The sequence below is a fragment of the Methanobrevibacter sp. genome (assembly GCF_045644645.1).
Classification (GTDB): Archaea; Methanobacteriota; Methanobacteria; order Methanobacteriales; family Methanobacteriaceae; genus Methanocatella.
This window is the reverse complement of record NZ_JAZRHE010000013.1, coordinates 1-11,005: the sequence shown is the minus strand read 5'-3', so window position 1 is coordinate 11,005 and position 11,005 is coordinate 1. Positions and strand designations below refer to the sequence as shown.

13 protein-coding genes and 6 tRNA genes are annotated in these 11,005 nt (G+C 34.2%); 8 read left to right on the top strand and 11 right to left on the bottom strand.

Features of this window, described 5'->3' with window-relative positions; genetic code table 11:
- The 8 genes from ACKI4K_RS00800 to ACKI4K_RS00765 all read right to left on the bottom strand — a co-directional run.
- On the bottom strand, positions 1-716 hold a 716-nt coding region (locus ACKI4K_RS00800), incomplete at its 3' end, for a glycosyltransferase family 2 protein (RefSeq protein ID WP_407421307.1).
- A gap of 13 nt (positions 717-729) precedes the next feature.
- Positions 730-1,236 carry a hypothetical protein gene (locus ACKI4K_RS00795; RefSeq protein WP_407421305.1) on the bottom strand — a complete coding sequence of 169 codons (507 nt, stop codon included), beginning with the start codon at positions 1,234-1,236 and terminating at the stop codon, positions 730-732.
- 12 nt (positions 1,237-1,248) lie between these two features.
- Positions 1,249-2,061: an ABC transporter ATP-binding protein gene (locus ACKI4K_RS00790; RefSeq protein ID WP_407421303.1), complete on the bottom strand. Its 813-nt coding sequence runs from the start codon at positions 2,059-2,061 to the stop codon at positions 1,249-1,251.
- A 12-nt stretch (positions 2,062-2,073) separates the two neighbouring features.
- Positions 2,074-2,841 carry an ABC transporter permease gene (locus tag ACKI4K_RS00785; protein WP_407421301.1) on the bottom strand — a complete coding sequence of 256 codons (768 nt, stop codon included), beginning with the start codon at positions 2,839-2,841 and terminating at the stop codon, positions 2,074-2,076.
- 8 nt (positions 2,842-2,849) lie between these two features.
- Positions 2,850-3,140 (bottom strand): phosphoribosyl-ATP diphosphatase, encoded by a 291-nt coding sequence (hisE, locus tag ACKI4K_RS00780; RefSeq protein WP_407421299.1) that lies wholly within the window; start codon positions 3,138-3,140, stop codon positions 2,850-2,852.
- Positions 3,141-3,947 (bottom strand): CBS domain-containing ParB/RepB/Spo0J family partition protein, encoded by an 807-nt coding sequence (locus ACKI4K_RS00775; RefSeq protein WP_407421297.1) that lies wholly within the window; start codon positions 3,945-3,947, stop codon positions 3,141-3,143.
- Positions 3,948-3,958: 11 nt separating this feature from the next.
- On the bottom strand, positions 3,959-5,314 hold the full coding sequence (gene gatB / locus ACKI4K_RS00770; RefSeq protein WP_407421295.1) for an Asp-tRNA(Asn)/Glu-tRNA(Gln) amidotransferase subunit GatB: 1,356 nt from the start codon (positions 5,312-5,314) through the stop codon (positions 3,959-3,961).
- 135 nt (positions 5,315-5,449) lie between these two features.
- Positions 5,450-6,433 carry a radical SAM protein gene (locus tag ACKI4K_RS00765; RefSeq protein WP_407421293.1) on the bottom strand — a complete coding sequence of 328 codons (984 nt, stop codon included), beginning with the start codon at positions 6,431-6,433 and terminating at the stop codon, positions 5,450-5,452.
- A gap of 194 nt (positions 6,434-6,627) precedes the next feature.
- On the opposite strand from ACKI4K_RS00765, the gene ACKI4K_RS00760 reads away from it, so the two are divergent.
- From ACKI4K_RS00760 to ACKI4K_RS00725, 8 genes are all read left to right on the top strand, one after another.
- Positions 6,628-6,700, top strand: a tRNA-Asn gene (locus tag ACKI4K_RS00760).
- A 6-nt stretch (positions 6,701-6,706) separates the two neighbouring features.
- Positions 6,707-6,780 (top strand) — tRNA-Ile (locus ACKI4K_RS00755).
- A 28-nt stretch (positions 6,781-6,808) separates the two neighbouring features.
- Positions 6,809-6,883: transfer RNA gene (locus tag ACKI4K_RS00750), tRNA-Glu, on the top strand.
- A 55-nt stretch (positions 6,884-6,938) separates the two neighbouring features.
- Positions 6,939-7,021, top strand: a tRNA-Leu gene (locus ACKI4K_RS00745).
- A gap of 34 nt (positions 7,022-7,055) precedes the next feature.
- A tRNA-His gene (locus ACKI4K_RS00740) sits at positions 7,056-7,131 on the top strand.
- Positions 7,132-7,223: 92 nt separating this feature from the next.
- Positions 7,224-7,631: a Holliday junction resolvase Hjc gene (gene hjc, locus ACKI4K_RS00735; protein ID WP_407421291.1), complete on the top strand. Its 408-nt coding sequence runs from the start codon at positions 7,224-7,226 to the stop codon at positions 7,629-7,631.
- A 54-nt stretch (positions 7,632-7,685) separates the two neighbouring features.
- Positions 7,686-7,833, top strand: a tRNA-Trp gene (locus ACKI4K_RS00730).
- A gap of 59 nt (positions 7,834-7,892) precedes the next feature.
- Positions 7,893-8,507: an MBL fold metallo-hydrolase gene (locus ACKI4K_RS00725; RefSeq protein WP_407421289.1), complete on the top strand. Its 615-nt coding sequence runs from the start codon at positions 7,893-7,895 to the stop codon at positions 8,505-8,507.
- A 1-nt stretch (position 8,508) separates the two neighbouring features.
- On the opposite strand, the gene ACKI4K_RS00720 is transcribed toward ACKI4K_RS00725, so the two are convergent.
- From ACKI4K_RS00720 to ACKI4K_RS00710, 3 genes are all read right to left on the bottom strand, one after another.
- The gene (locus ACKI4K_RS00720; protein ID WP_407421287.1) at positions 8,509-9,159 is read right to left on the bottom strand and encodes a potassium channel family protein; all 651 of its coding nucleotides are present in this window, start codon (positions 9,157-9,159) and stop codon (positions 8,509-8,511) included.
- 59 nt (positions 9,160-9,218) lie between these two features.
- A complete protein-coding gene (locus ACKI4K_RS00715; RefSeq protein WP_407421285.1) occupies positions 9,219-10,652 on the bottom strand; it encodes a TrkH family potassium uptake protein in 1,434 nt (477 codons plus the stop codon).
- Between the two features lie 109 nt (positions 10,653-10,761).
- Positions 10,762-11,005: hypothetical protein (locus ACKI4K_RS00710; protein ID WP_407421283.1), on the bottom strand; the 244-nt coding region annotated here is incomplete at its 5' end.

Sequence of the window (11,005 nt, the reverse complement as noted above, 5' to 3'; positions counted from 1 at the left end):
TCTTCACTTTGGGATACAATTGTATTTAGATTGTTTTCAATGAAATTTTCATATTCGTCATTATTAAGCAGGGTATCCTCTGTTGGAAGCATTTTTTCTTCCATATATTCCATATAATAGCTAGCTTCATTGCAAACGCCTAAATTTGGGTTGTTTATTAATATGTCATTTAAAAATGAAATATATGAATTGAAATTATTTGTAAAGTAAGTTTTAATTGATTCTTTTCGAATAAAAGTGGATGGGCCTAATAATTGCACATTTTCAGGCTGTTTTAAAAGGTTATATGTTGATGTCTTTTCCACTTTATAATCAAGATACCTTTCTTTTCTACCATTTTTATAGTAATAAATTGGAATGCCTATTAAATTGATGTCCGGTGAATTTTCAAAAAATTTTAGAATGTCATTAAGACTGTTTTTTGATAAGTAATCGTTATTTTCTAAAAAACCAATATATTTTCCATTTGCTTTTTCAAGTCCAATATTTTTAGCTATTTCATTGTCATTTTCAAAAAACAGCACATTATTGGGGTATTTTGATGTATATTCTTCACAAATCTTTTTGGTGTTGTCAATACTTTTATCGTCAACAATTATTGCTTCGATGTTATTTTCAAAATCAAGTGTCTGATTAATTAATGAGTTGAGTGTCTTTTCAATGCCTTCTGCCGAATTATGGGTGGGTATTATAATTGAAAATTTAAATTCACTCAACTTTATTCCTCTATTAATCTTGTGCTTGTTTATAATCCGGTTGCAATGTAGTTATTATAAACTCTAAGTCTTTATTTAGTTTATTCAAATCGCTAAATCCACTCATGTCTACACGATAAGTGTGGTTGTAATGATAGAAAACTGAACTGGAGGATATTGTATTATTTTTTTCCATGGTAAGTTGGAATACATCAACTCCGTTTATATTTTTTGTTTCATTCTTAAAGTTGGAATAATCCGGATTGTTTTTGTAGCTTTCTGTCACATTTTTAAAGCTATTTTCTGTGTGATTTCCTTTTCCTTGGTCATGAATGTCAATTTTCTCGTTGCTTTGTTTGTTGTATAGTTCTGCGGATTTTGCATTGCTTTCCCCTACTGAAAATCCGTTAGGCAATGTCACACTAGTTTTACTGAAGGTCGTAATTGCATTTCCTATTGTATCTGAATGATCAACAATAACATACATGCAACTTATTCCTACAATTAATATTGCTATAATCATTATGACTCTTTTATCCATAATAAAACCTTTTCACTTTTTACTATTCTCAACGTAAGCATCGATAACTTCCTTGGTTTCTCCTTCCATCACTACTTTACCGTTTTCAATCCATATGCATCTATCACAAATTTCTTTGATGTCCCGCAGTGCATGTGAAACGAAAAGAACAGTAGCGCCATCCCTCATCATCTGTTTAAGTTTTCCTGAACTTTTCTGTTTAAATTTGATGTCTCCTACGGATAATATTTCATCAATAATCAATATATCGGGATTTACCACAGTGGCTATTGAGAAACCTAGTTTGGATTTCATACCGCTTGAGTAATTTTTGACAGGATAGTTAATGAATTCGCCAAGTTCTGAAAACTCGACAATCTCATCGTATTTCTCATTAATGAAGTCTTCATCCATACTTAGAAAAGCGCCATTTAGATAAATATTATTTTTCCCGGTATAATTTTTGTCAAACCCTGCACTCAGCTCAAGCAATGGGGCGATTTTCCCATTGATTGTAACTGTGCCTTCTGTGGGTTCATAAATTCCTGCGATAATTTTGAGCAATGTGGATTTCCCGGCACCATTGAATCCAAGGATTCCAATTCTTTCTCCTTTATAGACCTTAAATGAAATTCCGTTAAGAATTCTTATTTTCTGTTTTTCCTTTTTGTTTCTTTTGATGGTTCTAATGATGTATTCCTTAAGAGTATCAATTTTATCTTTTGAAACCTTAAATTCCATTACCAAATCTTTTACTTCTATTGCAATTTCCCCATCTTCATCTGAAGGTAATACTGGTGCTTCATTTTTTCTGAAAAACCTTAGAACTTTATCCATTAAACTCATAATATTACCTCCCTAAATTTCTAATGACAATTTTTTATCATAAATGTTAAATAACAGAATTCCTACGCCTAATACGGTAAATGCAAATACCGCTAAATAGGATAAGGTGCTTAAGTTTGGTGCAATTCCATATACGACACATTCTCTAAAGCATGAAATCGCAGAATAAACTGGATTCAATGTGAAAATCATTTGAACCTGTGCGGGCACGATTTCCATCGGGTAGAATAATGCAGATGCGTACATTAAGATTAATGTAAATACATTGTATAAATATCCAATGTCTGAGAAATAAGTGTTGCAAACAGCTAAAATCAATCCTATTCCAAATATTAAGATTACTAGGAAGAATATTGGTGCAATTGCAAATATTGAAGTTAAATGGAATTGCGCTCCGGTAATCAGCATTACTCCAAATAGGATTACAAATGAAATCAGGAAGTTTACAAATTCATAACAAACTGCACTTATTGAAAACATATATTTTGGAACATAAATCTTCTTTATTATATATGCATTGCTTTTAATGGATTTCATTGCTCCTTTTGTAGCACTATTGTAAAAATCATATATTAACCTTCCAGAAAGGAAATAAACTGGATAGTTTTCAATGGATCTGCCAAACAACATTGAGAAAATTGCTGTAAAAACTAACATAATTAAAAGAGGGTTGAAAAAACTCCATAGGATACCTAAAACGGAATCCTTATATTTTGAAGTTAAATCCCTTTTAACTAATTGTTTTAACAGGAATTTCATTTCTGAGAATGTATCAAACATGTTTTTACCTATTTTCTTCTTTTTTCAAATTCTTCAAATACTTCATCGATTTTTATACCTTTTTGGACTAAAATTAGGAGGGTGTGAAAAATCAAATCCACTGATTCATATACTAGATTTTCATCATTCTTGGCGGCTATTAAAACTTCACCTGCTTCTTCAGCTATTTTTTCAAGTATTTTGTCCTCCGCTTTTTTGTCACTATCCTGCATGATTTTTGAGGTATAGGAATCGATTGGATTATCTCTTCTTGACTCTAATACTTCATATACTTCCCGTATAATCCCATCATTAGCCATCTATTCATCACCTTTAGAGGCTTGGTCTTGAATACTTTCTGTAAGGGCTATTAATGGGTGTTTGTCATCATCAATTATTTCGATATCTTCGAAAGTTCTTATTCCTGCTTTATCTGCGGTTTTTTCCATACCTAATTTGATGTCCTGGCCTAAATCAACAACATATGAATCCACAGTTTTATAGCCTTTTTGTTTTGAAGCAACAGCTCTGTGGTGCCCATCGACCAAAATCCATCTTTCTCCAGTTTTAACAACAATTGCCGGTTCTGCCAAACCTTTCTCTAATTCATATGCTCTTCCTTCAAGTTCATCGGCATATACTTTATCTTGTGTAGGTCTTAATTTATTTGTTTCAACTGGGATGTGTTTTAAAGTAGTTTTAATTCCATATAATTGCTCCATGGTTTTTTTGAAATATTCTACTTTATTTGGAGTTGACCTTTCAATGTGTGACCTTACCATATCTGTGTTGGTAATGATTCCAACCAATTCTCCTTCTTTATTAACAACAGGCATTCTTGAAATTCCTCTTCTAAACATTACTCTTGAAGCATCATTGATGGATAAATCTTGATTAGCAACAACTAACTTGGTGGTCATCAATTCTTTAACTGTATCTGCCCATTCTTTTGACACGATGTCAAATGCAGTTACCATTCCCACCAATTTACCATTATCAACAACTGGATAACTGTTGTGATGACTTTCTCTCATAAGGCTGATAATTTCTTCTGTTTTTGTATCTGGAGAGACGCTAATAACATTTTTAGTCATATAATCGTTAACATATGTTTTTTTCCTTGCCATTATTTCCACCTCTATTTTTCTATATTTTCCCTTAATAATTTAACAGTCTCGCCGGGGTCTGCTTTTCCACGGGTTATTCTCATTACTTGTCCAACTAGGAAGTTAAGAGAAGCTTTTTGACCAGCTAAATAATCGTCAACAGCTTTTGGATTTTCTTCAATTGCTTGTTTTACCGCGGCCAGCACTTCATCATCTTTTACGACACCAAGTAAACCTAACTCTTCTGCAATGGCTTTAGGTGATTTATCATTATTTGGCATTTGTTCAATGATTCTTTGACCTGCTTTTGTAGTGATTTCTTTATCTTGTAACATTTTTAAGAATTCAATAAGATTTTCCACGGTAATTCCACTATCTGCGAAATCTAATTTGTTATAAGATAGTACTCTTTTAAGTTCATCCCTCATCCATTTTGCTGCGAATTTAGGATCAACCTCTTTAACTACTTCTTCATAAGCAATGGCTAAATCAAGTTCTGATGTTAATACTTTTGCAGATTCTTCATCAATACCATAATCTTCAACAAATCTTTTTACTTTGTTGTGTGGAGCTTCAGGCATTGTATCTAAAATTCTTTGAATGGTTTCATCACTGATTTTCATTGGAGGTAAATCCGGATCAGTGATAAATCTGTAATCATCGGCATCTTCTTTCAATCTCATTCCAACAGTAATCATTTGAGATTCTAAGTATGCACGAGTTTCTTGTTTAACTTCAACTCCTCTCTTCATAAGGTTTTTCTGCCTTACAAGTTCAAATTTCAATGCTTTATAAGCACCTTTGATGGAGTTAATGTTTTTCATTTCAACTCTGTTTCCACCATTAATGGAGATGTTTACATCAGCTCTCATTGTACCTTCACCACGTGCTCCTCCACTATATTCTAAAACACGAATTAACTCTTTTAAGAAGTTTCTAGCTTCTTCGGGAGATTTAATATCCGGTTCGGTAACAATTTCAACCAATGGAATTCCTGAACGGTTGAAGTTAACGGTACCTCTGTCTGGTTTGAATTGGCCTGGATCTTCTTCAGCGTGAATTTCCCTGATTCTAATTCCATTTAATTCACCATTAATTCCAATAGGAATGGAGGTTCTTTGGTAACCTGATGGTAAATCAGGATAATCGTAATGTTTTCTCATGAAATAAATAACATCTTGATCAATTTCACAGTTAAGCATTAAAGCTATCATTAATGCATTCTCTAAAGCTTTTTTATTTGTGGGGTGTGGTTTTGCACCTGGTTGGTTCAAACAAACTGGACAGATGTTTGTATTTGCAGGTGCGTCCTGATAATTTGTAGGACAATCACAGAATAATTTTGATTTGGTTTCTAATTGCACGTGGATTTCAAGTCCACACATCATATCAACAGCGTCACTAATAATAATCTCCTCCAGTTAGGATAATTTTTTAATAATTTATATTATATTTATATTTGTTACATTCGATTTATAAAGATTATCAAAATTGAGTTCTTTTAATAAAAAAGTTTAGGCATATTATTGGTACTTATTTTTCAGAGATTCATTAACATACCTTTTAATGAATTTATTCAGTTCTGGTGAAACTTCACTTTTTTCCGGACCCAATTTTGTTTTATCAGTAAATGTTCCTTTCAATTCACGTCCTGCCCATTTCACTTCTTCTTCAACTCTTTTACCGTATTTTGTCCCAAACATCTTAAATAATGGGAACTTTGTTATGCCATTCGCTCCACTTAAAATTAATATTCCGATGTTTGCTAAATTGTCTATCCAAGTTCCACATATAATCTCGATTTCCGGAAAAGCTAATCTGATTTGTGAAACTACTTGGGCATAGTAAAGAGATGCAGGTTGTGATGAATTAGCATAAATAGTTTCTTTGTGGGGGTTTAGGGAATAGAATATGACTCTATCGATTTTGTGGTCTTTGATATAATCAATTATATAGTCAACATCTTCTAGGGTTTCACCAAGTCCTAATATGATTGTTATTGCTTTTTTAAATCCTAATTCCCCTGCTGCATCTAACATATTGCTTATATCACTTAATTTTTTGGAAGGACAAACTCTTTCATGAATTTCTGGATTGGCTACTTCAACAGCACCTGTAATTCCTTTAATCTCTGGACCATACTGGTCTAATTCATCAGTAATTCCAGTATTTAGCCAAACCCCCTCTCCAGTAATGTCTTTTATGGTTGTGGCAATCTGTTTAATTTCTTGAGTTGTAAAGGATTCATATCCTCCAGACAAAAATTCAATATTCCAATCAAGGCGTTTGCACATTTCTGCTTCTGCATATATGTTGCTGATATTTCGTCTAGCTTTTTTTGGATCCTTAATTTTATTTTTTTGTGTAGACATATAACAAAAGGCACAATCTCCTTTATCACACCACCAGGAGAGAAACACTGCTCTTTCAAGAGTTATTATGTTGCTGTGGTGTTTTAATGTAGTTTCATTCGCATTTTTTATTAAGTCAAATATGTTAGAATCCATATTTTTATATTGATTGTTAAAGTTTATATATTAGTTTGCATAATCTATTTATTGAAAATTTACTTTATTTTTCGATAAAATTCCTAAAAACCAAAACCTTTATATAGTATGCAAATGATAATTATTATTACTGTTTAAAGTCTTTTGATTTTTAAACATGGGTTTTATTTGGTTGAGTAATTGGGTTATTATATGCCGTCGTAGCTCAGTAGGTAGAGCGTTCGGCTGTTAACCGATTGGTCACAGGTTCGAGCCCTGTCGACGGCGCTTTAGGGGCCCATAGCTTAGCCAGGTAGAGCGTCCGGCTCATAACCGGAAGGCCATGGGTTCGAACCCCATTGGGCCCATGTTAACCAAACTTTATTGTATATGTATGCTCCGGTGGTGTAGTCCGGCCAATCATTTCGGCCTTTCGAGCCGAAGACTCGGGTTCGAATCCCGGCCGGAGCATTTAAAAAATTTGTTAAGATTTTTAATGGTTTCTATGTATCCTTTGTTTTCATAAGCGGGGGTGCCCGAGAGGCCAAAGGGGACAGGCTTAGGACCTGTTGACGCAGGTCTACCAGGGTTCGAATCCCTGCTCCCGCACTTTAACATTTTTTTTACTCCCAATTTGTATAACGCCGGGGTAGGGTAGGTGGTCATCCTCCGGGACTGTGGATCCCGGGACTCGGGTTCGAATCTCGGCCCCGGCCCCATTTTATAATTCTTATTTTTAATTACTTTTCAAATGCTCTCGCATTCTTTTTATATACTATGTTTTTATAAATATTGGTTAGAGGAGATAATTATGGCTAAAAAAGGGTCTGCTGAAGAAAGGGATTTAGTACATAAACTTTGGGAAAGGAATTTTGCAGCAATGAGGGCTCCAGCTTCTGGTGGAGCTACTAAAAACCCATTACCTGATGTTGTGGCAGGAAATGGTAGAATATATTTGGCTATTGAAGTTAAGACAACCACTAAAGACAAAGTTTATATTGATGCTCCTCAAATTGAAGCCCTTTGCGATTTTTCAAAAATATTCGGTGCAAAACCATACATTGGAGTCAGATTCAAATACACAAAATGGCTATTTCTAGAACCTGCAAATACTCCTCGAACCCGTAATGGAAATTATAAGGTAGAAAAAGATTATGCTCTTGAAAAAGGTCTGGAAATTGACGAAATTGCTGGGATTGACAAACAAATGAAATTTTAACTGATGGGTAATCTTTATATATTATTAAAATATATTTAATATAGTATGTTATGTGGGGTTATGGTGTAACCTGGCATCATCTGGGACTCCAGTTGTCTTTGAAGAAATATACGCGTAACTGAACAGTATCCGTTGTGATGAACAATTGGAGTACTGAGGCAAGAGAAATCCCAGGATCGGGGTTCAAATCCCTGTGACCCCATTTTCACTTTAAACTTCTTTTCAAAAATTTTAATTACTTTATCAACAATATTATTTTTCATGAGTTCAGATATTATTTTTATTGTAGGTTACAATTACGATTCAAACTGTTATCTAATTAATGGAAATACATTAGTGGATACGGGTGCTGGCGAAAATAAAGATTATTTATTCTCTAAACTTCGTGAAAATGGTGTGGAACCTGAAGATATAGAGTTGGTTGTAAATACTCATTGTCATTTTGACCATATTGGGGGAAATCACCTATTTCCAAATGCTAAAATTGCAGTTCATAAATTGGATGCAATACCTATTAGAAATGAAGATACTCTGGGGACTGCAGGAACTGCTTTTGGTTTTGAGGATATTAACAATACCCGTGTGGACATTGAACTGGAAGAAGGAGATAAAATTGGGGATTTTGAAGTAATCCATACTCCAGGACACACCAGAGGTGGAATCTGTTTGTGGGATGGTGAAAACTTAATATCCGGCGATACAATTTTTGCTGGCGGTGGCGTCGGCAGAATGGATATTGGTGGAAATTATCAGGATATGAAAAATAGTGTTAAAAGATTAACAATGTTGGATGTTAAAAATATCTATCCTGGCCATGGTCCAATAGTGGAAAATAATGGAAAAGATCATATAAGATTATCTTACTCTTATTTATAATCTATTCCCCTAATTTTTTAGCTAATTTTTTAAATGCCCCTCTTTTAACGAGGACGGTTACCTTTTCTCCACGGCTAACGGTGTTATCGGGTTGCGGTATGATTAATTTTCCATTTTGATATGTTGCAATGATAATGTATTCTTTGGATGGTGAAATTTCTTTAAAACGTTTTCCAACGATTTTGTCATTTGTTATTGTCATATCCAATATTTCAGCGTCACCTTCGCCGAGTGTCATTAGCTCAGCAGCATTAGGCCTTGTAACTAATTTCTGTAATTGTGCGGCGGCTGCAGTTTCTGGGCTAATTACGTGGTCTATTCCAACTTCTTTAAATGCTTCTTCGTGATCGGGATTGCTTACGCGAGCAATGATATTTGGAACGTTGTATTTTCTAACTAAAATGCATGATAATAAGTTTGCTTCATCATTTCCGGTTGTTGCAATGAAATAATCAGCATCTTCAATGTTACTCTCTTCGAGCAATTTTGAATTTGTTCCGTTTCCGCAAATAACTAATGCATCAAGTTCTGCCGCAACGTCTGCACATAATGCTTCATTACTTTCAATCAGTGTGATGTCTTGACCGTTATCAATTAGTAAGTTAGCGAGGGCAAGTCCAACACGGCCTCCGCCCATAATTATAATATACATAACATCCCCCTCTCATTAATGTTAACTAATCAATATTTATTTTCATATATTAATAAATATTATCTTTTGAAAATTTCAAATCCTGCCCTTAATGTAATGAGCACCGGATATATTTCCAGCCTTCCGGTCCACATATTGAATATGCTGATTATTTTTAAAGGGGCTTCAAGGCCAAAATCAATTTCTCCCAGGGTCAAACCCACATTTCCCTGGATGGATATTGTATCAAATAAGCTTTTAAATGGGTCGTGGCCATATAGGCAGAATAAAGACCAAGTAATTAAGATACAAATCATATAAAGGGTAATATAGTTTCCACTATCTCCAACAGCTTTTTCGGATATTTTCACATTAGAAAGTTTTATTGGCACAACTCTGCCTTCGGGAGATAGGATTTCACGGACATGTTTGTATATTCCTTTAAAGAATATAATTACTCTTGAAAGTTTGATTGCCCCCACAGTTGAACCGCTTGAACCACCAACAAGCATCAAACCCATTAAACATATCAATACAAATGAGGGCCAACCCATCATCAAGTCAGCACCCTGAATGCTGGCTCCGGTTGTTGTTGCAGCGGATACTACAGTAAATAATAGATCCATTGGGACAATATTGGATATGAAGTAAAGAATCACAGTAACAATGGCAATCACTGTTATCATCACTTTGAATTGCAGGTCTTGAATTAAAGATCTTCCCCTGGTTTTAATAACCTTAAAATGCACCAAAAAGCTTGTTGCTCCAAGAATCATTAATATGATTGAGATAAAATAAATGACATCGCTTTGATAATATCCCATGTTTGCATTTTTAATGCTCATTCCGCCGGTTGAGATGGTGGTGAAAGTGTTGCAGATGGCGTCAAAGATAGGCATCCCTGCCAATAAGTATAGGATAATTCCCGCGATAGTATAAATTAAATAAATTTTAATGGTATGTTCCAAAGTTGCTTTGATACTTGGCTTTAGTTTTTCTTCTCGTGCTTCAGATTGGTATAATCTTGAAGAAGATGTTCCCGGCCTTGTTAAAATTGCAACAATCATAACAATGATACCCAGTCCCCCCACCCATTGTTCAAGTGACCTTAAAAATAGGATGCTGTTAGGTAGAATTTCAACATTTTGATATATTGTAACTCCACTTCCAGTCAAGGCAGACATACTTTCAAAAACACCATTGACGATACTCAAATCACTTACCATTAACATAATGAGTCCACCAATTATGGCGGCCCATAGCCACGCCAGTGCAGAAATAATCATCCCATGCTTCAGGCGTATTCTTCTAGAGGAATATTTATCAAATATTCGCATGAATGCATATCCGATAGCAATGGATATTAAACTAGGAACAATAAATCCTAAAAGATTAAATTCGAGATATATTATATCAACAATTATTGGAATTAAATATAATATTCCGATTCCAATCATTATCATACCGGAATTTCTTGCTACAACAAATAAATCTTTTTTGTTAATATATCTCATTATTGTAATAATTTGATAATATTGTACGCAAAATTATGATGTAAGTCAACGGTTTCGGATGAACATTCGAAAATTTTTTACAAATATATTAATGGAGAGATTCTGAAAATCAGAATCTCTCCACAATCGTTGCCAGCATATTATGTTCATACATCCAGGTTAATATCTTACTGTCTCTGGAATACTCCAAAATCAGATTTCCGATCGTACCCATTTCAAAATACATAATAAAGGTGTACACCGTCCATAGGATCAGCACAACCTCCAACGCTCCAACCACCATCCCCAGTAACTTATCAGCACTATGTACGATTGGCAGCTTCGTGATCAATTTTGCGGAAAAGAAAATCAAC

Coding starts and splice junctions, on each gene's coding strand:
- ACKI4K_RS00795 (WP_407421305.1), bottom strand. CDS start 1,236: ATGGATAAAAGAGTCATAATGATTATAGCAATATTAATTGTAGGAATA.
- ACKI4K_RS00790 (WP_407421303.1), bottom strand. CDS start 2,061: ATGAGTTTAATGGATAAAGTTCTAAGGTTTTTCAGAAAAAATGAAGCA.
- ACKI4K_RS00785 (WP_407421301.1), bottom strand. CDS start 2,841: ATGTTTGATACATTCTCAGAAATGAAATTCCTGTTAAAACAATTAGTT.
- hisE (WP_407421299.1), bottom strand. CDS start 3,140: ATGGCTAATGATGGGATTATACGGGAAGTATATGAAGTATTAGAGTCA.
- ACKI4K_RS00775 (WP_407421297.1), bottom strand. CDS start 3,947: ATGGCAAGGAAAAAAACATATGTTAACGATTATATGACTAAAAATGTT.
- gatB (WP_407421295.1), bottom strand. CDS start 5,314: ATGATGTGTGGACTTGAAATCCACGTGCAATTAGAAACCAAATCAAAA.
- ACKI4K_RS00765 (WP_407421293.1), bottom strand. CDS start 6,433: ATGGATTCTAACATATTTGACTTAATAAAAAATGCGAATGAAACTACA.
- hjc (WP_407421291.1), top strand. CDS start 7,224: ATGGCTAAAAAAGGGTCTGCTGAAGAAAGGGATTTAGTACATAAACTT.
- ACKI4K_RS00725 (WP_407421289.1), top strand. CDS start 7,893: ATGAGTTCAGATATTATTTTTATTGTAGGTTACAATTACGATTCAAAC.
- ACKI4K_RS00720 (WP_407421287.1), bottom strand. CDS start 9,159: ATGTATATTATAATTATGGGCGGAGGCCGTGTTGGACTTGCCCTCGCT.
- ACKI4K_RS00715 (WP_407421285.1), bottom strand. CDS start 10,652: ATGAGATATATTAACAAAAAAGATTTATTTGTTGTAGCAAGAAATTCC.